Annotated in this window: 19 protein-coding genes; 8 read left to right on the top strand and 11 right to left on the bottom strand. The window is 75.1% G+C overall.

Going from position 1 to position 19,172, the window contains the following annotated elements; all coding sequences use genetic code 11:
• Nucleotides 1-33: 33 nt before the first annotated feature.
• Genes ACFY15_RS18905 through ACFY15_RS18890 form a run of 4 tightly spaced genes read right to left on the bottom strand, consistent with a single transcriptional unit; the run spans nt 34 to nt 2,972 of the window.
• Nucleotides 34-642, bottom strand: coding sequence for an ATP/GTP-binding protein (locus tag ACFY15_RS18905; RefSeq protein ID WP_390686475.1), 609 nt, complete (start codon nt 640-642; stop codon nt 34-36).
• On the bottom strand, nt 623-979 hold the full coding sequence (locus tag ACFY15_RS18900) for a DUF742 domain-containing protein (RefSeq protein WP_390686476.1): 357 nt from the start codon (nt 977-979) through the stop codon (nt 623-625). The genes ACFY15_RS18905 and ACFY15_RS18900 overlap by 20 nt, the downstream gene beginning before the upstream one ends.
• On the bottom strand, nt 976-1,377 hold the full coding sequence (locus tag ACFY15_RS18895) for a roadblock/LC7 domain-containing protein (RefSeq protein WP_042815130.1): 402 nt from the start codon (nt 1,375-1,377) through the stop codon (nt 976-978). The genes ACFY15_RS18900 and ACFY15_RS18895 overlap by 4 nt, the downstream gene beginning before the upstream one ends.
• Entirely contained in the window at nt 1,374-2,972 is a 1,599-nt protein-coding gene (locus ACFY15_RS18890) for an ATP-binding protein (RefSeq protein WP_390686477.1), read from the bottom strand. The genes ACFY15_RS18895 and ACFY15_RS18890 overlap by 4 nt, the downstream gene beginning before the upstream one ends.
• A 234-nt stretch (nt 2,973-3,206) precedes the next feature.
• On the opposite strand from ACFY15_RS18890, the gene ACFY15_RS18885 reads away from it, so the two are divergent.
• Genes ACFY15_RS18885 through ACFY15_RS18875 form a run of 3 tightly spaced genes read left to right on the top strand, consistent with a single transcriptional unit; the run spans nt 3,207 to nt 5,997 of the window.
• Nucleotides 3,207-4,112, top strand: a complete 906-nt coding sequence (locus tag ACFY15_RS18885) for a RimK family alpha-L-glutamate ligase (protein WP_390686478.1) — start codon at nt 3,207-3,209, stop codon at nt 4,110-4,112.
• Nucleotides 4,109-4,906 carry a RimK family alpha-L-glutamate ligase gene (locus ACFY15_RS18880; protein WP_390686479.1) on the top strand — a complete coding sequence of 266 codons (798 nt, stop codon included), beginning with the start codon at nt 4,109-4,111 and terminating at the stop codon, nt 4,904-4,906. Before ACFY15_RS18885 ends, ACFY15_RS18880 begins: the two co-directional genes overlap by 4 nt.
• 41 nt (nt 4,907-4,947) lie before the next feature.
• Nucleotides 4,948-5,997 (top strand): zinc-dependent alcohol dehydrogenase family protein, encoded by a 1,050-nt coding sequence (locus tag ACFY15_RS18875; RefSeq protein ID WP_390686480.1) that lies wholly within the window; start codon nt 4,948-4,950, stop codon nt 5,995-5,997.
• 64 nt (nt 5,998-6,061) lie between these two features.
• Here ACFY15_RS18875 and gap read toward each other — a convergent pair whose 3' ends face one another.
• A complete protein-coding gene (gene gap / locus ACFY15_RS18870; RefSeq protein ID WP_390686481.1) occupies nt 6,062-7,057 on the bottom strand; it encodes a type I glyceraldehyde-3-phosphate dehydrogenase in 996 nt (331 codons plus the stop codon).
• A 117-nt stretch (nt 7,058-7,174) separates the two neighbouring features.
• Complete coding sequence (locus ACFY15_RS18865) at nt 7,175-8,131, bottom strand: GlxA family transcriptional regulator (RefSeq protein WP_390686482.1); 957 nt, start codon at nt 8,129-8,131, stop codon at nt 7,175-7,177.
• Between the two features lie 66 nt (nt 8,132-8,197).
• Here ACFY15_RS18865 and ACFY15_RS18860 point away from each other — a divergent pair, with 66 nt between their 5' ends.
• Nucleotides 8,198-10,378: a hypothetical protein gene (locus ACFY15_RS18860; RefSeq protein ID WP_390825804.1), complete on the top strand. Its 2,181-nt coding sequence runs from the start codon at nt 8,198-8,200 to the stop codon at nt 10,376-10,378.
• A 355-nt stretch (nt 10,379-10,733) separates the two neighbouring features.
• Nucleotides 10,734-11,219 (top strand): hypothetical protein, encoded by a 486-nt coding sequence (locus ACFY15_RS18855; protein WP_390686484.1) that lies wholly within the window; start codon nt 10,734-10,736, stop codon nt 11,217-11,219.
• Here ACFY15_RS18855 and ACFY15_RS18850 read toward each other — a convergent pair.
• Genes ACFY15_RS18850 through ACFY15_RS18830 form a run of 5 tightly spaced genes read right to left on the bottom strand, consistent with a single transcriptional unit; the run spans nt 11,200 to nt 15,983 of the window.
• Nucleotides 11,200-11,859 (bottom strand): HAD family hydrolase, encoded by a 660-nt coding sequence (locus tag ACFY15_RS18850; RefSeq protein WP_390686485.1) that lies wholly within the window; start codon nt 11,857-11,859, stop codon nt 11,200-11,202. The two genes, ACFY15_RS18855 and ACFY15_RS18850, sit on opposite strands and share 20 nt — an antisense overlap.
• Nucleotides 11,856-12,950 carry an ABC transporter ATP-binding protein gene (locus ACFY15_RS18845; protein ID WP_390686486.1) on the bottom strand — a complete coding sequence of 365 codons (1,095 nt, stop codon included), beginning with the start codon at nt 12,948-12,950 and terminating at the stop codon, nt 11,856-11,858. The genes ACFY15_RS18850 and ACFY15_RS18845 overlap by 4 nt, the downstream gene beginning before the upstream one ends.
• Nucleotides 12,951-12,955: 5 nt before the next feature.
• Complete coding sequence (locus ACFY15_RS18840) at nt 12,956-13,924, bottom strand: ABC transporter permease (protein ID WP_390686487.1); 969 nt, start codon at nt 13,922-13,924, stop codon at nt 12,956-12,958.
• Complete coding sequence (locus ACFY15_RS18835; protein ID WP_390825803.1) at nt 13,912-14,820, bottom strand: ABC transporter permease; 909 nt, start codon at nt 14,818-14,820, stop codon at nt 13,912-13,914. The genes ACFY15_RS18840 and ACFY15_RS18835 overlap by 13 nt, the downstream gene beginning before the upstream one ends.
• A complete protein-coding gene (locus tag ACFY15_RS18830) occupies nt 14,820-15,983 on the bottom strand; it encodes an ABC transporter substrate-binding protein (RefSeq protein WP_390686489.1) in 1,164 nt (387 codons plus the stop codon). Before ACFY15_RS18830 ends, ACFY15_RS18835 begins: the two co-directional genes overlap by 1 nt.
• Before the next feature lie 229 nt (nt 15,984-16,212).
• Between ACFY15_RS18830 and ACFY15_RS18825 the strand changes: the two genes are divergently transcribed.
• The 3 genes from ACFY15_RS18825 (at nt 16,213) to ACFY15_RS18815 (ending at nt 19,028) form a co-directional block, all read left to right on the top strand.
• Nucleotides 16,213-16,965: a GntR family transcriptional regulator gene (locus ACFY15_RS18825; RefSeq protein WP_390686490.1), complete on the top strand. Its 753-nt coding sequence runs from the start codon at nt 16,213-16,215 to the stop codon at nt 16,963-16,965.
• Nucleotides 16,966-17,056: 91 nt separating this feature from the next.
• A complete protein-coding gene (locus ACFY15_RS18820; RefSeq protein WP_390686491.1) occupies nt 17,057-17,971 on the top strand; it encodes a LysR family transcriptional regulator in 915 nt (304 codons plus the stop codon).
• Between the two features lie 4 nt (nt 17,972-17,975).
• Nucleotides 17,976-19,028 carry a hypothetical protein gene (locus tag ACFY15_RS18815; protein WP_390686492.1) on the top strand — a complete coding sequence of 351 codons (1,053 nt, stop codon included), beginning with the start codon at nt 17,976-17,978 and terminating at the stop codon, nt 19,026-19,028.
• The last annotated feature ends 144 nt before the right edge of the window (nt 19,029-19,172 follow it).

Below are 19,172 nucleotides of genomic sequence, written 5' to 3'. Positions count from 1 at the left end.
CCGTGGAGGGCTCTGGTCTCGGGGGCTCTGGCGCTACGGGAGGGGCTGGAGGCTATGGATGTGCTGGAGGTGCAGGACGAGGGCGATGAGCACCTGCTTGCTGGACTCGCGGGAGCGGGCGTCGCAGAACAGCAGCGGTACCTCGGGCGGCAGGTCGAGGGCGGTGCGGATCTGCTCCGGGGTGTGCGCGGGGCCGCCGAAGTCGTTGCAGGCGACGACGAAGGGCGTGCCGTGGTGTTCGAGGCGGTCGATGGCGTACCAGGAGTCCGCGAGCCGCCGGGTGTCGACGAGGACGACCGCGCCGAGGGTGCCGGAGAACAGGCGGTCCCACAGGAACCAGAACCGCTCCTGTCCGGGGGCGCCGAACAGGTAGAGCACGTTGCGGGCGTCGAGGGTGATCCGGCCGAAGTCGAAGGCGACGGTGGTGGAGGTCTTGGCGGCGACGCCGTCGGTGTGGTCGACGGCCTCGCCGGCCTGGGTCATCGTCTCCTCGGTGTTCAGCGGGCGGATCTCGCTGACCGAGCGGACCATGGTGGTCTTGCCGACGCCGAAGCCGCCCACGATCACGATCTTCAGACCGTTGTCGGCGGTGCTGCTGAGTGCCTGCCGGGGCGCGCCCGGGTCAGAGGTTGCGGAGTCCAACGAGCACCTGCTCCAGGAGTTCGGGGTCGGGAAGGCAGTACGTCGTGGCGCGCGGATGCCGGGCGCTGACGCGGCCGGCGGCCAGGAGGTCGGCCAGCAGGATCCGTACGATCGACACCGGCAGGGCCAGTTCGGCCGCCACCTCCACGACGGCCGTCGGGTAGCGGCACATCCGCAGGATGGCCGCGTGCTCCGACTGCATCCCGGGCGCGGGGTCGCACTCGGCGACGATGAGGGTCACCAGGTCGAGGGCGTCGCTCCCGGAGCTGCTGCGGCCGCCGGTGAGGGTGTAGAGCCGGTCCGGGGAGTCGTCCCGGCCCGGCCGGGCGCGGCTCATCCCCGGGGCCTGGCCATCAGGTGCTCGCTCAGCTGCTCCACCAGTTCGGACATGTTGTGGCCGACGAGCCCGGCGTCGGCGTCCTCGGCGGCGACGAGCGCGAGGTGGGCGCCCTCGCCGGCCTCGACGATGAACAGGATCCCGCCGTAGAACTCGGCCATGGCGGAGCGAACTCCTCCGGTGCCGTCGCCGAACTCGATGGAGGCGCCGTGGGAGAGGCTCTGGATGCCGGCGGCGATGGCGGCGAGCTGGTCGGCCTGGTCGACGGAGAGCTCGGGGGTGCGGCACAGTTTGAGGCCGTCGCGGGAGAGCACGAGGGCGTGCCGGGCGCCGGGGGTGCGCTCCAGGAGGCCCTCCAGGAGCCAGCTGAGCTTCTCGTCGGTGGTGGAGCCGGTCATCTCGTGTCGCCTTCCGGGTGCGGGGGATTCGTGGGCTGCTGCCGCGTCGGCGCGTCGCGCACGGCCTGGCGGAAGCTGCCGAAGCGGGCGGCCGACCGGGACGCGCCGGTGGGGGCGGCCTGGGTGCGGGACGCCGCGGAGGGGACGTCGGGGCCCTGCGGGTGAGCGGCGGCCAGGGTGCGGCCGCGCCGTCGCTGGGGCAGTCCGCTCTCGCCGACGACCGGGTTCTGGCCGGTGGTTTCGGGGTCGTGGGAGCCGTCGGGAGCAGGCTCGGCGTCCGCGCGCGGGGCGGGCGGCAGGGCGGCGCGCCCCGGGGCGGGCGGTACGGCGGTACGGCCCGGGGCGGGCACGCGGACCGGGCCGGCGGTGGGGGCCGAGAGGAGCGGCGGCGCGGGGACGGGGTCGGCCGGGGCGTGGCTGACCAGTTCCTCCGGGATCATCATCAGCGCGCCGGTGCCTCCGCGCGCGGAGGGCCGGAAGGAGACGGTCAGCCCGTGCTTGCGGGCGAGGCGGCCGACGACGGCCAGGCCGAGGCGGGTTCCGGAGAGCCCGGCGAGGTCCAGGGTCTCTGCGCTGACGGCCTGTTCGGCGCGGCGCAGCTGGAGCTCGCTCATGACGAGGCCGCTGTCCTCGACGGTGATGACGATCCCGGTGGGCACCTCCTCCACGTAGACGTGGACCTCGGCGGTCGGCGGGGAGAAGTTCGCGGCGTTGTCGAGGAGCTCGGCGAGGGCGTGCATGACGCCCTCGGCGGCGTGTCCGGCGACGGCGGCCTCGCTGGTGGAGTGCAGCCGGACGCGCTGGTAACCGCCGATGCGGCCCATGGCGCCGCGCAGGATCGACTCCATGACGATGGGCCTGGCCCAGCGGCGGCCCGAACGGGCGCCGGTGAGGACGGCGATGGAGTCGGCGAGACGGCCGGCCTGGGCGGTGCGGTGGTCGAGGTGCAGGAGGTCGCCGAGGACCGCCTCGTCGGCGTGCCTGTGCTCCATCTCGCGCAGGTCGGCGAGCATGCCGGTGGCCAGGGCCTGCATCCGGCCGGCCGCGTTGGCGGCGGCGGCCATGGCGGCGGCCCGGCCCGACTGGGCCCGCCGCAGTTCCTCGCCGAGTTTCTCGCGGGTGGCCTGCTGGGCGGCGGCCAGGTGGTCGAGTTCGGCAGTGTGGGCGGCGGCCAGTCGGGCGGCCTCGGCGCTGCGGGCGGCCCTCAGCCGGTCGGTCTCGGCGGCGTGCTCGGCGGTGAGCTGCGCGACGCGGGCGGTGTGGTCGGCGGTGAGCCGGGCGAGTTCGGCGGTGAGGTCCGCCGTCTCACGGGCCGCGTCGGCGGTCAGGCGGGCGATGTACCCGTCGCGGGTGGCCACTTCCCCGGTGAGGAGGGCCAGGCTGTCGCGCAGCTGCCGGGTGGTATGCACCGACCAGGTGACGGCGTAGGCGGCGATGGCCAGCAGCAGGGTGCCGAAGGCGGCGAACCAGGCCAGCGGGTGGCGGACGTCCGACGGGGCCGCGGCGACCGCCGCTGCGGAGATGGTGCCCGCTGCCACCGCCGTGACCAGCAGGGCGAGCACGGAGGGGCGGAGGGGGGAGGGCGACGCCGTCATCAATCAAAGCCTCAAAAAAGGGGCGTATATGGAAGAGAGGGTTCCTGTGTCAACGAGGCATCACTATAAGAGGATTGGTGATCGTTTGGGAAAGCCCCTGACGAAGATCACGCTGTGTAGCGCCCACTAAGGCTGCTTCTGGAGCGGTTTCGGGGCTATGCCATGGCATCCTGTGACGTCACAAGGCGCCGGACGGGTCCGACGGCGGACGTCCGGGGAATATGGGGAAGATCCATGAGGCTCTGCTTCCTGGTGGAGGAGCACTACCGCCACGACGGCATGCCGAACGAGGTGATCCGTCAGCTGACCGCGTGGGGCCACCGGGTGGACGTCGTGCGGCCCGGCGGCTCGCTGCTGCGCATGACGGACCTGGTCCGGGCCGGCACGCACGACGCGTGGGTGCTCAAGACCGTCTCCGGCGGCCCCGGGCTCACCCTCCTGGAGGCCGCGGCCGCCGCCGGGGTGACCACCGTCAACGACGCCCGGTCGATCCGCGGGGTGCGGGACAAGGCGCTCGCCGCCGCCCTCGGCAGCGCGCGGGGGCTCCCCCTGCCGCCCACGTACGCGGTGGCCCGCCCGGAGCTGCTGGCAGAGATACCCGACGAGCTGTACCCGCTCGTCGTCAAGCCGGCCGACGGCAGTTCCGGCCGGGGGGTGCACCTGCTGCCCTCGCCGGACCGGCTCGCGGCGCTGCTCCCCGCCCTGGCGGGCGAGGGCATGCTGATCGTGCAGCCGTACGTCCCGAACCCCGGGACCGACATCAAGGTGTACTGCGTGAACGGCGAACTCCACGCCACCGAGCGCTGTTCCCCCCTGCACCCCGACCCCGCGGTCCGCGAGCGCCGGGTGCCGTTGCCGGCCGAGGTCGCGGGGATCGCCGCCCGGGTGGGCGAGGTGTACGGGCTGGACCTGTACGGGGTGGACGTGCTGCTGGGCCCCGACGGGCCGGTGGTGGTCGACGTGAACGACTTCCCGAGCTTCCGCCAGGTCCCGGAGGCAGCCGCCCGGGTGGCGGGCGCCGTCCTGGACCTGGCCCGCGCCGGCGGCGGCCGGGCGTCCGTCGTGCCGCGCCCGGCGCTGCGGCCGTACCCGGTGCCGGTGGGCATCCCGGCACAGGTGGCGGCGGGGGACGGCGCGTGAGGATAGGCCTGATCACCCCCGACCCGGGGCATCCGCTGCTGGCCGCCACCGCCGCGCTGCTCGCCGGCCGGCACGAGGTGGACGTCCTGCACCCCGGGGCGGGGGCCGCGGCGGCCGCCGGTGCGTCCGCGGACGTGTACCTGCTCAAGGCACGGACCCCGGCGGCGCTGGAGCTGGCCCGTGTGCTGGAGCACGGCGGGGCACCGGTGGTGAACTCCGCCGCCGCGACCGAGCGCTGCCAGGACCGGACGGGGATGGCCGCGCTGGCCCTCGGGGCCGGGCTGCCCTTCGCCGCCACCCGCACCTTCGCCTCCCTGGCGCTGCTGGAGTCGGCGGCGGATGCGCAGTGGCCGCTGGTGGTCAAGAGCCGGCGCAGCCGCAAGGACGACCTGGTCGTCCGCCTCGACGGCCCCGACGGGCTGCGGGAGCTGGCGCCGCGCTGGGGTTCGGAACCGGTCGTCACCCAGGCGTTCGCACCGAACAGCGGCTGGGACCACAAGCTGTGGGTGGTCGGGGACCGGGTCTTCTCCGGCCTGCGCCGCTCCGAACTCGCCGCCGGCGCACCGGAGTCGCCCAGCGGCCCGGAGCGGCTGCCCGACGGGTGGGCCGAACTGGCCCTGCGCGTCGGCCGCGTCTTCGGGCTGGACGTCTACGGGGTGGACGTCATCGCCGAGGACGGCGGCGGGCCCCTCATCGTCGACGTCAACGCCTTCCCCGGCATCCGCGGCCAGGCCGGCGCCCCCGAGGCGCTCGCGGCCCTGGCCCTGCGCCGGGCCGCCGCCGCCCGGTCGTAGGGGCGGTAGCCTGCGGGCCGGTCGACAGGAGGGCGGAGTCCATGCGCGCGGTGGTGTTCGAGCGGTACGGGGAGCGGCCCGAGGTGCGGGAGGTGCCGGACCCGGCGCCGGCCCCGGGCGGGGTGGTGGTGCGCGTCGAGGCCACGGGGCTGTGCCGCAGCGACTGGCACGGCTGGATGGGGCACGACCCGGACATCGTCCTGCCGCACGTCCCGGGGCACGAACTGGCCGGGGTGGTCGAGGCGGTGGGGTCCGGGGTGGTGAACTGGCGGACCGGCGACCGCGTGACCGTGCCCTTCGTCTGCGCCTGCGGGAGCTGCGCCGACTGCGCGGCCGGCGACCACCAGGTGTGCGCCCGGCAGACGCAGCCGGGGTTCACCCACTGGGGCTCCTTCGCCGAGTACGTGGCCCTGGACCACGCCGACGTGAACCTGGTGGCGGTGCCCGGGGAGCTGTCGTACGCGACCGCCGCCGGTCTGGGCTGCCGCTTCGCCACCGCCTTCCGGGCGGTGGTCGCGCAGGGCAGGGTGAAGGCGGGCGAGTGGGTCGCCGTCCACGGCTGCGGCGGGGTCGGCCTGTCCGCCGTGATGATCGCCGCCGCGGCCGGGGCCCGGGTGGTGGCCGTCGACACCGCGCCCGGAGCGCGGGAGCTGGCCCGGGAGTTCGGGGCGGCGCACTGCGTGAACCCCGCCACCGCCGGGCCCGGCGGGACGGCCGCGGCCGTCCGGGACCTGACCGGCGGCGGAGCGCACCTCTCGCTGGACGCCCTGGGCTCCCCCGCGACCGCCGCCGCCTCGGTGTCCGCGCTGCGCCGACGCGGGCGGCACGTCCAGGTCGGGCTGCTCCCGGCGGCGGCCGGCCCGGCGGCCCTGCCGCTGGACCGCGTGGTCGGCTGGGAGCTGGAGGTCCTTGGCAGCCACGGCATGGCCGCCCACGCCTACCCCCCGATGCTGGAACTGGTCCGCTCCGGCGTGTTGCGCCCGGACCTCCTCGTCACCTCGACGATCCCGCTGGACGGCGCGCCGGCGGCCCTGGCCGCGATGGGCACGGCGCAGGGGCGCGGCGTCACGGTGATCCTGCCCCGGGCCTGATCCCGCCTGCCGGGCCGGACGTGCTCCCGCCCCGGTCCCGGACGGAGGACCGGGGCGGGAGGTCTCAGCCCGCGAGGAGCGTGAGGGTGTCGATCACGCGGTTCGAGAAGCCCCACTCGTTGTCGTACCAGGCGACCACCTTGACGTGGCGGCCGTCGACGCGGGTGAGCTCCGAGTCGAAGATCGACGAGGCGGGGTTGCCGGTGATGTCGGAGGACACCAGCGGGTCCTCGGAGTACTCGAGCACCCCGGCCAGCGGGCCCTGCGCGGCGGCGCGGTAGGCCGCCAGGACCTCGTCGCGGGTCACGTCGCGGGCCACGGTGGTGTTCAGCTCGACGATCGAGCCGACCGGGACGGGCACGCGGATGGAGTCGCCGGACAGCTTCCCGTCGAGGTTCGGGAGCACGAGGCCGATCGCCTTGGCCGCGCCGGTCGTGGTCGGCACGATGTTGACGGCGGCGGCGCGGGCGCGGCGGGGGTCGCGGTGCGGCCCGTCCTGGAGGGCCTGCTCCTGGGTGTAGGCGTGCACCGTCGTCATGAAGCCGTGCTCGATGCCGGCCAGTTCGTCGAGGACGGAGGCCAGCGGCGCCAGGGCGTTGGTCGTGCACGAGGCGTTCGAGACGATCGTGTGCAGCTCCGGGTCGTACGCGCCGGTGTTGACGCCGTACGCGAGCGTCACGTCCGCACCGTCCGACGGGGCGCTGACGAGGACCTTCCGCGCGCCCGCCTTGACGTGGGCGCGGGCGGCCTCCGCGGAGGTGAAGCGGCCGGTCGCCTCCAGGACGATGTCGACGCCGAGTTCGGCCCAGGGCAGCCGCTCCGGCTCGCGCTCGGCGAGCACCGTGATGCGCCGGCCGTCGACCACGAGGGTGCTGCCGTCGACGGTCACCGGGCGGCCGAGGCGGCCGGCCGTCGAGTCGTAGGCCAGCAGCCGCGCGAGGGTGGCCGGCTCCGTGAGGTCGTTGACGGCCACGACCTCCAGGTCGCTGTCGCGTTCGAGCAGCGCGCGCAGCACGTTGCGTCCGATGCGGCCGAATCCGTTGATGGCGATGCGAGTCATGAGCGGTGTCCCCTTCTGTTCGCCATCAGGTTCGCGCCCGGCGGCCGCCCCCGACAGTGGCGAGATCGCCATGGTTCGCAAGTATCTCGCCAGTCGCCTCCCCCGGCCCGGCGCCCCCTACTCGCCCCGGGTGAAGGTGCGCCGGTACTCGGTCGGGGTGGTGCCGAGGATCCGCTGGAAGTGCAGGCGCAGGTTCGCCCCGGTGCCCAGGCCCACGTCGGCGGCGATCTGCTCGACGCTCCGCTCGGAGCGCTCCAGCAGCTCACGGGCCACGTCGACCCGGGCCCGCATGATCCACTGCATGGGCGTGTACCCCGTGTCCTGGGCGAAGCGCCGTGAGAACGTACGGGCCGACACCGCCGCGTGCTGGGCGAGCGCCTCGAGGGTCAGGGGCTCGCCGAGCCGCTGGAGGGCCCACTCGCGGGTGGCGGAGAACCGCTCCCCGAGCGGCTCGGGCACGCTGCGCGGCAGGTACTGGGCCTGGCCGCCGCTGCGGTACGGGGCCGCCACCAGGCGCCGGGCGGCGTGGTTGGCGGCGGCGACGCCGAGGTCGCGGCGCAGGATGTGCAGGCACAGGTCGATGCCGGAGGCGGCGCCGGCCGAGGTCAGGACGCTGCCCTCGTCCACGAACAGCACGTTCTCATCCAGCCGGACGAGGGGGTGTTTCGCCGTCAGCGCCCGCGAGTAGTGCCAGTGGGTGGTGGCGCGCCTGCCGTCGAGCAACCCCGTGGCGGCGAGCGCGAACGCGCCCGTCGAAATGGCGGCGAGGCGCGCGCCGCGCGCGTGCGCGGCGGTCAGCGCCGCGACCACCTCGCGCGGCGGGTCCTCGCGGTCGGGGAAGCGGTAGCCGGGGACGAAGACGATGTCGGCCCACTCCAGCGCCTCCAGCCCGTGGGTGACGTGGTACGACAGGCCGTCGCCGCCGGTGACCAGCCCGGGGGCCGCCCCGCACACCCGGACCTCGTACGGCATGCTCGCGCGGGTGCTGAAGACCTGGGCGGGGATCCCGACGTCGAGCGGCTTGGCCCCTTCGAGGACGAGGACGGCGACGCGGTGGAGGCGGGATCGGGGCACGTCGCAGAGCGTACGCGGGACGAAACCCGTGTGCGCGCCGGCGGACCGCTCTGGGAGCATGCCCGGATGGCACATCCTCTCGAATCCCTCGTCGTCCGGCACACCCTCCGCGTCCCGGCCCCTTCCGGTCCGGCCGGACAAGGCGGCACGGCGGCGCGGCAGTTCGACGCCGCGCTGCTGTCCGTCGGCTTCAAGCTCTCCGCCGCGCTGCTGGACCACCTGTCGGGGCTCGCGGAGGAGACGGTCGTGGAGACCGCCGCGCGCACGCTGGACACGGTCCGCGAGATGACCGGCGACCACGTCGCGCACAACGCGTACTTCAAGGACTTCCCGGCCAACGTGCCGGACACCGTCGAGTTCTGGGCGCAGTGCGTCCGCGAGGCCCTCGCCGGGGACGCCGCGCGCCCGGGCACTCTCGCGCAGCTGAGCACCGGCGTCCTGGACCTGCTGACCCTCCCCTCGTACGGCGGCTACCGCCACACGTACGCGGAGATGCTCGCCGCGCACGAGGAGCTGACCGCGGCCGCCGGGGACCGGATGACGGTCCTGCACCGGGGCGGCACCCCCGACGAGGAGGCGACCGCCCTCTACCTGGCCCTGGCGGGCAGCACCACGCCGCTCGGCGAGGAGGGGCTGCGCGACCTCGGACTGCTCGCCGGGCACTGCGCCGAAGGCCCCCAGCCGACGGAGATCCCGGTCCGGGAGAACCGCGCCGTGGTCAACCGGGCCCGCCTCGGCCTCGGTGCGGAGCTGCTGGCGGACACCGTCACGGACGTACTGCGCCTGGCCTGCGCACTGTCGGACGGGGACGTGTCCCTGACGGAGCCGACCCGGCTGAAGCGGCTGTCGCGGCCCGCCAGGCGGGCCCTGCTGGCAGCCCTGGACGCGGTGGTCGCGGCGTCCCCCGCCAAGCTCGCCGACGTCACCGCGCACCGCGAGGAGTTCAAGCGGCTCGGCGAACGCCTCCACCCGCACGAGTACCCGCGCTGGCCGCACGCCGCCCGGGTGTTCGCCGTCGCCCGGGGCGAGGAGGAGGCCCGGACCCTGGAGAGCCGGGTCGAGGAACTCCTCGGCTCCGGCGACGTCGCCGGCGCGGCCCGGCTGCTGGCGGCCGCCGCGCCCGGCCGGCTGCTGCGCTCCCTGGACCGGCTGCTGCGCGCCTGCCCGGGCCCCCGGGAGCGCGGGGCCGTCGCGGCCGCCGCCGAGGAGGCCGCCCCGCGGGTCTCCGGCCGCGTCCTGCTGTCGGTGCGCGAGCACCTCCACAACCGGGCCGGGGGTCCGCCGGCGCGCCGCGTCTTCGTCAACGGCCGGGGCCGTGCCTGGGTCACCGCGGACACCCGCGCGGCCCTCCCGGCGTCCGAGGCCGGTCGGCTGGCCGCGGCCCTGGACGCGGAGGTGCTCCGCCGCCTTCCCGACCCCGGGCACCTGCTGGTCGACCCCGCGGTCCTCGACGTCGCCCTCCCGCTGAGCGGGAAGGCGACGGCCGCCGGGCTCGGCGTCCTGCCGCGCGGCTCGCTGTCCCCGGTCGACGGGGAACTGCTGCGCTTCTTCGTGCACTGGACGCAGACGGCCGCGAACACCGACTACGACCTGTCGGCGGTGATGCTGGACTCCTCGTACGACACCCTGTCCTGGCTGTCGTACACGGCCCTCCAGGCGGCCGGCGGCGAGCACTCGGGCGACATCACGAACGCGCCCGCGCCCGACGGGGCCTCGGAGTTCATCAACCTGCGCCTGGACGCGGTGCAGGGCGCGTTCATCGTCCCGCAGGTCCACGTCTTCTCCGGGGAGGGCTTCGAGGAGGTGGCCGAGTCCTTCTTCGGCTTCATGCTGCGCGACGGCGAACAGGGCGGCCGCCCCTTCGAACCGCGCACGGTGCGCATGAAGTCGGAGCTGCGGGGACCGGGCCGGATCGCCCTGCCTCTGGTGTTCCTGCGCGGCGCCGACGGCGCCTGGCGGGCGAAGTGGCTGCACCTGTACCTGCGCGGCACGCCGAGCGCCAACCGGGTGGAGGAGAACCGGGCGACGGTCGGCACCCTGGTGCGCGGCATCGTGGAGCGCGAGTACCTCACGGTCCGCCACCTCGTCGGGCTGCTGGCCCGCCGGGCCCGCAGCACCGCGCAGTGGGACGGTGCGGGGCTGCCGGACGGCCCGGTCACCTACATCGGCCTGGAGCGCCCCGACGGGCTGCACCCGGACTCGGTGGTCGTCACCCCGGAAAACCTGCGTGCCCTGATCCCGGGCTGACTGCTACCGTTGGCTCCGGCGAGGCCATGGGCGGACTTCCTTCTCACCATCCACTGCATTAGTCCCCCCGCTTTCCTCGCCCCCGACGTGAACGACCGCGAGCCGGGACGCCCAGGGGCGTCCCGGCTCCGTCGTGTCACCCGCGGCCGGGCCGGCGGATGAGCGGGGTCCCGGCTCCGGACACGGGACAGGCGGGCCGGGGCCGTCGGCGGCGGGGAAGGACGTCACGGCCCGGACGACGTAGGCGGTGCTCCCGCGGTTCGGCCCGTTTCCCGAGGCGGCGTCGAGGCCCGCCGTCCGCCCCTCGGACGGCCCGCTCGACCGGCCCCCGCGCCTGCTCCCATACTTGGGCCTCATGAGAGGGAAGGACAAGGACACCGCGCGCAGCAGCCCGCTGGTGCCCGCCGCCGTGGGGGACGCGATCGCACGGCACGACTGGGCGTCCATCGAGTGCGGCTGCGGCCGTTCGGCGGGGCATCTGGAGGACACCCTGTGGCACGCCGCCGAGGGGCATCCGGCGGCCTTCCACGCCCTGGAGGGGCACGTCTTCGCCGGGACCAGGCTCTGGCCGCCCGCCCCCGCGGCCTGTGCGGTGCTGATGGCCGTCTGGTCGGCGGGCCCGCCCCGGCTGGCGACCCGCGAGGCCCTGCTGCGCACCCTGCTCGCGCTGCTGACCACGGCGGACGACGGGACCGCGTACGAGGCGGGGCTCTACGGGCAGTGCGTCGCCTTCGTCCGGGCCGGCCTGCCGCAGCTGAGCGGCGGGCCGGCCTGCCCGCCCGGTTCGGTGACCGCGGCCTACGCCGACGGCATCCGCGACATCATCGGGCTGTGCGCCTGAGGCTGCGCAGCAGCTCCGGGGTGACCTCCTCCAGGGAGGTGGCGAAGGTGCGCGCCGCCGTGGCCGGTACGCCGAGCAGCGAGGGCACCACGAGGACCGGGCAGCCCGCGGCCTCGGCGGAGGCCGCGCCGTCCGGGGAGTCCTCCACCGCGACGCACTCCCCCGGTTCGAGGCCCAGGAGCCCGGCCGCCGCCCGGTACGGGTCGGGGTGCGGCTTGGTGCGCGCGGTGTCGTCGGCGGAGAGGGTGAAGGCGAAGGGGACATGGGCCAGCGCGCCCCCCACCACCTGGTCGACGACCACCCTCGGCGAGGCGCTGACCAGGGCGAAGGGCACGCCCTGCGCCTCCAGGGCGGTCAGCAGCCGCTGGGCGCCGGGCCGGACGGGGGCGCCGGCGGCGACCCGGCGGAAGAAGCCGTCGGTGAGCTCCTCCGCCACCGCCCCGGTGTCCGCGCCACCGGTGGCCCGTACCAGGTGGGCCGCGGTGTCGGCGACCGCGCGGCCGACGACCTCGGGGGCGTCGGCCGGGCCGAGCCGGTGGCCGAGGCGGTCCGCGACCTCCTCGGTGGTCTCCCACCACAGCACCTCGGTGTCCACGAGGGTGCCGTCCATGTCGAAGAGGACGGCGGCGAGTGCGCTCACGCGGCCCTCGCCACGACGAGCACGGGCCGCTCGGCCAGGCCCACGGTGGCCCGGGCGCCGGGCGTCAGGCCGCCCGCGTCCCGGGAGGGGACGTCGGCCTTGACCCGGGTGCCTCCGGGGAGGTCGAGGTGGAGGCGGGTGACGGCCCCGAAGAAGGAGGCCGAGGTCACGGTGGCGCTGCCCTCCGCGTCGGCGGCGACGGTCAGGTTCTCCGGGCGGACCAGCACCTCCACGTCGGTCGCGTCCGGTACCGGCCCGTCGACGGGCAGCCGGGTGCCGGCGACCTCCACCTGCCCGGAGCCGGCGAGCCGGCCCGGCAGCCGGTTCATCGTGCCGACGAACTCGGCGACGAAGGGCGTGGCGGGCCGCTCGTAGAGCTCGGCGGGGGCGGCGCACTGCTCCAGCTTCCCGGCGTTGAGGACGGCGACCCGGTCGGCCATGGACAGGGCCTCCTCCTGGTCGTGGGTGACGAACACGGTGGTGATGCCGAGGGAGAGCTGGAGCCGGCGGATCTCCTCGCGCAGGTTGGCCCGTACCTTCGCGTCCAGGGCCGAGAGCGGCTCGTCGAGCAGGAGCACGCGCGGGCGCAGGGCCAGGGCGCGGGCGAGGGCGACGCGCTGCTGCTGGCCGCCGGACATCTGGTGCGGGTAGCGGTCGCCGTGCTCGGGCAGGCCGACGAGGTCCAGGAGTTCGGCGGCGCGTTCCCGGCGGCGGGCCGCCGGGACGCCCCGTACGCGCAGACCGAAGGCGACGTTCTCGCGGGCGTTGAGGTTCGGGAAGAGGCTGTACGACTGGAAGACCATCCCGGCGTCGCGGCGGTTGGCCGGGACGCGGGTGATGTCCTCGCCGTCGACCAGGACCTCGCCGGAGTCGGGGTGTTCGAAGCCGGCGAGCACGCGCAGGGCGGTGGTCTTGCCGCAGCCCGACGGGCCGAGAAGAGCGAGGAGTTCGCCGGGCTCCACGGTCAGGTCGAGTCCGTCGAGGGCGGTGGTGGTGCCGAACGCGCGGCGCAGGCCGCGGAACTCGACGCGGGCGCCCCCGGTGGCGGCGGACTCGGCCGGCTTCCCGGCCTCGGTCAGGGTGGTGGACATGCGGGTCAGGACTCCTTGCGGGAGGTGGCGGGGGCGGAGGCCGTGGTGGACGGCGCGGTTCCGGCCCGCGAGAGGACGAGCAGCAGCAGCCAGGTGACGAGGAGGCTGAGGATGGAGACGGCCACCGACATCCGGGCCTGGGCGCCGGAGACGGAGACGATCCACACCGCGAAGGGCCGGAAGCCCAGCAGGGAGGCGATGGTGAACTCGCCCAGCACCAGCGCCAGGGTGAGGAAGGCCGCCCCGGCGAGGGAAGTCCGCAGGTTCGGCAGCAGCACCCGCCCCACCACGTACGGCCAGCTCGCGCCGCAGCTGCGGGCGGCCTCGACGAGGGTCGGGACGTCCACGGCGCGCAGGCCCGCGTCGAGCGAGCGGTGGACGAAGGGCAGCGCGAGCACGGTGTAGGCGAGGACCAGGACGACGGGGAAGCGCTCGTCCTGCACGGCGATGAAGGTCTGGTAGAGCGGGGTCCGCGACAGGTGCTCGGGTCCCCAGCGGAGCACGGTGGTGATGCCGGTGACCAGGGCGATGGGCGGGACCACCAGCGGCAGCATGCACACCACCTCCACCACGGGCCGCAGCCGGGGCGAGCCGATCCGCACGGCGATCAGTGCGGGCACGGCCAGCAGCAGGGACAGGGCGATGGTGGCGGCAGCCAGGCCCAGGGAGAGCAGCAGGCTCTGGGCGAACCCGTCGGCGCCGAGCAGTTCGGTGTACGCCTCGAAGGTGAGGCCCTGGCCGGGGACGTGCACGGTGAACACGAAGGAGGCGAGAAGCGGGAGCAGGAAGTACGCGCCGGCCAGGGCGAGCACGGCGCCGCGCCACACCCGGGGGCGGGGGCGGGCCGCCTTCCGCGCCCGGGCGGTGTCCCGCCCCGGGGCCGCTCCTTCGGCGCCGGCCGGCCGCGCCTTCGGGGCGGCCGTCACGGTGTCGGCGGCGTCGGCGGTCTCGGCGGTCTCGGTCATCGCAGCCATCGGGCGCTCCGTCGCTGGAGGGGCAGGTAGACCGCCATGACCAGGCCGGCGATCAGGATCATGTCGAGGCCGAGGGCGAGCGCCACGTTCTCCTGGCCGGTGAGCACGTTGCCGGAAAGGGCGTCCGCGATCTTCAGGGTGACCAGCGGTACGGAGCCGCCGACGAGGGCCGCGGCGGTCGCGTGGGCCGCGAAGGCGGTGCCGAAGAGCAGGACGAACCCGCCGAGCAGGGACGGCGCGAGCACCGGCAGGCCGACGTGGCGCCAGAACTGCCGTCCGGTGGCCCCGTTGTTCTGGGCGGCCTCGCGCCACTGGGGGCGCAGCCCGTCCAGCGCGGGGACGGTGACCAGCACCATCAGCGGGATCAGGAAGTACAGGTAGACCACGGTGAGGCCGGTGAAGGAGTACAGGTCCCAGCCCAGGCCGGTCAGGTCGGCGAGCTGGGTGACCACGCCGGAGATGCCGGCGGTGGCGATGAACGCGAAGGCCAGCGGGACCCCGCCGAAGTTGGCGAGGACACCGGAGGCGGTGAGGGCCGCCGAGCGCAGGGCGGTGGAGCGGGAGGTGACCAGCGCCTGGGCGCTCAGGACGCCGAGGAGCGTGGCGAGCAGGGCGGTCAGCGCGGAGAGCTGGACGCTGCCCACCAGGGAGCCCAGGTAGGGGCCCTGGAGGGAGCGGGCCAGGTGCTCGCCGGTGACCCGGGTGGCGCCGCCGGCGGGGTCGGTGCGGGTGACCGCGCCGAAGGCGATGGCGCCGAGGGGGATACCGAAGCAGAGCCCGGTGAAGACGAGGAGGGGGAGGGCGGCGAGCCAGGTGCGCGGGCCGCGCCGCCGGCGGCGGATGGTGGTGCCGCCGGCGGGTCCCTCCGTGTGAGGGGTGGTGGTGGGTGCGGACATCAGCTGAGGGCCTTGTCCCACTTCTCGGCGAGGACGGCCTTGGCCTTGTCGAGCTCGGTCGAGGCCGGGAAGGACGGGGTGCCCTGGACCTGGGGAAGCTTGGTGACGGCGTCCTTGTCGGCGGTGCCGTCCTGGGTCATGTTCGGGAGCAGGACGGGGCGGGCGTGGCCCTTGAGCCAGATGTTCTGGCCCTCGGTGCTGTAGAGGAACTCCATCCACAGGCGGGCGGCCGCCGGGTTGGGGGCGTCCTTGTTGATGGCCTGGGAGTAGAACTGGGCGTAGACGCCGTCGGCGGGGACGACGGTCTTCCAGTCGACGCCCTTGTCCTTGAACTGCTCGGCGTAGCCGGCGTTGAGGTAGTCCCAGTCGATCGAGATGGGGGTCTCGCCCTTCTCGACGGTGGCCGGGGTGGACTCGACGGGGATGAAGTTGCCGCTCTTGCGGAGCTGGCCGAAGAAGTCGATGCCGGGCTGGATGTCGGCGAAGGAGCCCTTGCCGGCGAGGGCGGCCGCAAAGACGCCGCCGAAGGCGGAGCCGGACTTGGTCGGGTTGCCGTTGAGGGCGACCTTGCCCTTGTACTCCGGCTTGAGCAGGTCGGCGAAGGTCTGCGGGCAGGCGGGGATCTTCGCGGCGTCGCAGCCGATGGAGACGTAGCCGCCGTAGTCGTTGTACCAGCGGGCGTCGGCGTCCTTCTGGGAGGCGGGGATCTTGTCCCAGGCGGTGACCCGGTAGGGGGCGAAGAGGTTCTCGCCGGCTCCGCTGCGGGCGAAGGCGATGCCGAGGTCGAGGACGTCGGGGGCGCGCTTCTGGCCCTTGCGGGACTTGACGGCGGCGATCTCGTCGGCGCTGGTGGCGTCCGGGTTCTCGCTGGAGACCTTGACCTTCGGGTACTTGGCCTGGAAGGCCTTGACCATCTCGCCGTAGTTCGCCCAGTCCGGCGGCAGGGCGATCACGTTGAGCTGGCCCTCCTTCTCGGCGGCCGCGACGAGGGCGTCCATGCCGCCGAGGTCGGCCGCGGAGGCGGCGGTGGCCGGCTGGGCCTTGCCCTTGGCGTCGCCGCCGGCGGCGGGCTGGTCGGGGGCGGCGCCACACGCGCCGAGCGTGGCGAGGGCGGCGGCGCTGAGCAGGACGGCCGCACCGCGACGGGCGGAGGAACGGAACACGGTCTCTCCCGGAGACGAAGGGGGGATCACTTGCCAGGCGTCACTTGTCTGAACAAGTTGGCCCCAGTTCGCCCGGGCCGGCTGTACGGGCGGTGAACGGCGCCTGGACCGGGGGGCACGGCTCGGAGAAAACACGAGAATGACCGAAAGAAGTCGTGACAGAACCCGCTGGGATGATCATGAGTGGCGGTGCGGGAGGACCCGCACACGGCGAGCGGGGGCGAACGGCATGGGCACGGTCCGGTATCTGGAGATCGCGGAGGAGCTGCGCCGGGCGATCGTGTCCGGCGCCTACCCGGTGGGCTCCCGGCTGCCGTCGGAGAGCGATCTGGCGGCCCGCTGGTCCGCCTCGCGCGGCACGGTCCGCCAGGCCGTGGCCACGCTGGCCGCCGAGGGGCTCGTCGGCTCCAGCCAGGGGGCCCGCAGGATCGTCCTGCGCCATGAGCGCCGGCACAGTTTCGGCGAGCTGAACAGCTTCGCGCAGTGGGCCGAGGGGGTCGGCCACGAGGCCCGCAGCCGCTTCCTGTCGCGGACCCGGCGGCCCGCGACGGCGGAGGAGGCGCAGCGGCTGGTGCTGGCGCCGGGGACGGAGATCCTGGCCGTGCTGCGGCTGCGCCTGCTGGACGGTGAGCCCACCATGGTGGAGCGGACCGCGTACGCCGACTGGGTCGCGGCGGCCGTCGAGGCCATGCCGGAGGACTGCCGCTCGGTGATGGACTGCCTGGCGGCCGACTCCGGGATCGTCGCCCACTACGGCGAGCACCTGATCGACGCTCTCCCGGCGGGCAGCGAGGACGCCCGGCTGCTGGAGATCCGGCGCGGGAGCCCGCTGCTGCGCCAACGTCATGTCTCGGCCACCCGTACGGGCCGCCCGATCGAGTGGTCCGACGACCGCTACCGGGCCGGCAGCGTCACTTTCAGTGTGAGCAACTCGGCAGTAGCCGCGCCGCTGGAGCGGCATCCGGGCGGCGGGGAGCGCTGAACGCCCCACCGCCGTCCCGGGTCGCGGCCCCGCCGCTGTAGGGTCCCAGCGCGACCGCCCGCCCCCTTCCGACCGGACCCGAGGAACACCCTTGATCGATGTGCACCGGCTGCGCGTCCTGCGGGCCGTGGCGGACCACGGCAGCTTCAACCGGGCCGCCGCGGCCCTGCGGCTGACCCCCTCGGCGGTCTCCCAGCACATCGCCGCGCTGGAGCGCGGCCTCGGCCACCCGGTGGCGGAGCGCAGCACCCGCGGGGTCACCCTCACCGAGGCGGGCCGCCTGCTGGTGGAGACGGCCGAGACCATCACGGCCGAGCTGGACCTGGTCCGCGCGCGGATCGACCGGCTGGCCGCCGGCCGCCCGCGCCTGACGGTCGCCACCTTCACCAGCGGGGGCCGCCACCTGCTGCCGGCGGCGCTGGCCGCTTTCGTCGCCGCGCATCCCGAGGTGGAGCTGACGGTCCTGGAGGCCGAGCCCGAGGCCTCGCTGCCGATGGTCCGGGCCGGGGCCGCGGACCTGGCGCTGGCCTACCACTTCGACGGCCCGCTCCCCTGGGGGGCCGGGCTGTCCTGGCTCCCGCTGCTGGAGGACCCCCTGTACGCGGTTCTGCCGGCCGGACACCGGCTGGCCGGGCGGGCGGCGGTCGAACCGGCCGAGCTGGCGGCCGACCGCTGGGTCATGGGGTGCCTCAAGACGCAGGCCTTCCTGCGCCGCTACGCGGACCGGGCCGGGTTCGAGCTGCGCACCGCCGCGTCCACCACCGACTACTTCTTCGCACAGACCCTGGTCGGCGCCGGTGTCGGCGTCGCGCTCGTCCCGCACATCGCCCTGGCCCCGCCGCCCGGCACCGCCGTGGTCCCACTCGCACCGCCCCGTCCGGCCCGCCACCTCGGCGTCGCCGCTCCCCTGCGCTCCCCGCAGCCGTACGCGACCGCCCTCGTGGAGGCCCTGCGGACCTCGGTGGCCGAGGGCGCCGAACACGGGACAGAGGGCCCCGCCGCGTAGGAGCATGGAGCCGGCGGCCGGGGCGGCGGCGGAGGGGGCCGGGGTGTTCGTCGAATACGTGGTCGGCGAGGGGCGCTGGGCGCTGTGGCTGGTCTGCGCCTGCTACCTCGTGGTCGTCTACATCACCAGTCGCGGGCTGATCGCGGCCCCTCGCTACCGGATGCTCCAGGCGCGCCTGCATGGCTGCCGGGCACGGGCGGCGGTGTGCGCGGCGTCCGCTGCCCGGGACGGGGCGGACGCGGCCGTCACGACCGCCGCGCTGAAGACGGTCACCGACCGGCTGGACCGCCTGGAACGCAACGGGCAGGTCGCCTGGCGGCTGCTGCCCCGGCGCTGGGTGGTGGCCATCCCGCTGTCCAAACTGGCCGCGGCCTGGAGGGTGTTGCACGAGGCCGAGGCACAGCTGATGCGCCTGGAGGGCCCGGAGGAGACCGCCCTGCGCGCCCGGGCGCTGCGACTGCGGCTGGAGGAGGGCGGGGAGCCCGACGGCGCGGCCCTCGCGAAGGAGCTCGCCGCGCACACCGGCGGGCCGGCCGACGCGCGGGCCGCGCTGATCGCCGTCACCGAGCGGCTGGCCGAGCGCGAGGACGCCGCCTTCGAGCGTGAGTACGAGCTCCAGCGCATCGCGCTGTGGCTGGCGCTCATCGGCATCGGGGCGGTGCTGCTGATCGGGCTGGTCCTCGACCACCGTCTCTCGCTGCTGCTGGGCGGCCTGGGCGGGTTCCTGTCCCCGCTGATCGGCGTCCTGCGCGCCCAGCGGCCCGCCTCCTGGGGCGTCCTCGTGCTGGCGCCGGTCGGCGGGGCGCTGGCGGCGCCGGGCGGGCTGCTGCTCGTGAGGATGCTCGCGGACCCCGAACTGAACCTGCTGGGCCAGGTGTTCCTGGACAACTCCTGGGGCTCCCCCGCCCAGCCCATCTCCCTGGCCATCGCCCTCCTCTTCGGCTTCTCGGGAACCCTGTTCTCCCGCCTCGCGCTGGCCGCCACCGGCCAGCTGATGCCCGCGGGCCGGGGCACCGGGCGCCCGGAACCGGCCACCCGGCCGCCCACCGGCCCGTGACACACCGTGACCCCGGTCGGCGAACAGCGGGAGACCGTCGAGCGCGTCATGTCGCCGTCGGCGTGCGGGACGCCGCCCGGGTCTGACCGGCTCCGGCCATCGGGCGGGGCGGTCGGCGGATCCGCCCCGCCGAAGGCGGGTCCG

Source organism: Streptomyces sp. NPDC001373 (assembly GCF_042895815.1).
Classification (GTDB): Bacteria; Actinomycetota; Actinomycetes; order Streptomycetales; family Streptomycetaceae; genus Streptomyces.
Note: the sequence above shows the minus strand (reverse complement) of the source record. Positions and strands in the feature narration are given on the sequence as shown.

Bases quoted from the DNA above. Each gene is read 5' to 3' on its own strand.
- ACFY15_RS18900 (WP_390686476.1), bottom strand. From the start codon at position 979: ATGAGCCGCGCCCGGCCGGGCCGGGACGACTCCCCGGACCGGCTCTAC.
- ACFY15_RS18895 (WP_042815130.1), bottom strand. From the start codon at position 1,377: ATGACCGGCTCCACCACCGACGAGAAGCTCAGCTGGCTCCTGGAGGGC.
- ACFY15_RS18890 (WP_390686477.1), bottom strand. From the start codon at position 2,972: ATGACGGCGTCGCCCTCCCCCCTCCGCCCCTCCGTGCTCGCCCTGCTG.
- ACFY15_RS18885 (WP_390686478.1), top strand. From the start codon at position 3,207: ATGAGGCTCTGCTTCCTGGTGGAGGAGCACTACCGCCACGACGGCATG.
- ACFY15_RS18875 (WP_390686480.1), top strand. From the start codon at position 4,948: ATGCGCGCGGTGGTGTTCGAGCGGTACGGGGAGCGGCCCGAGGTGCGG.
- gap (WP_390686481.1), bottom strand. From the start codon at position 7,057: ATGACTCGCATCGCCATCAACGGATTCGGCCGCATCGGACGCAACGTG.
- ACFY15_RS18860 (WP_390825804.1), top strand. From the start codon at position 8,198: ATGGCACATCCTCTCGAATCCCTCGTCGTCCGGCACACCCTCCGCGTC.
- ACFY15_RS18855 (WP_390686484.1), top strand. From the start codon at position 10,734: ATGAGAGGGAAGGACAAGGACACCGCGCGCAGCAGCCCGCTGGTGCCC.
- ACFY15_RS18845 (WP_390686486.1), bottom strand. From the start codon at position 12,950: ATGTCCACCACCCTGACCGAGGCCGGGAAGCCGGCCGAGTCCGCCGCC.
- ACFY15_RS18840 (WP_390686487.1), bottom strand. From the start codon at position 13,924: ATGGCTGCGATGACCGAGACCGCCGAGACCGCCGACGCCGCCGACACC.
- ACFY15_RS18835 (WP_390825803.1), bottom strand. From the start codon at position 14,820: ATGTCCGCACCCACCACCACCCCTCACACGGAGGGACCCGCCGGCGGC.
- ACFY15_RS18825 (WP_390686490.1), top strand. From the start codon at position 16,213: ATGGGCACGGTCCGGTATCTGGAGATCGCGGAGGAGCTGCGCCGGGCG.
- ACFY15_RS18815 (WP_390686492.1), top strand. From the start codon at position 17,976: ATGGAGCCGGCGGCCGGGGCGGCGGCGGAGGGGGCCGGGGTGTTCGTC.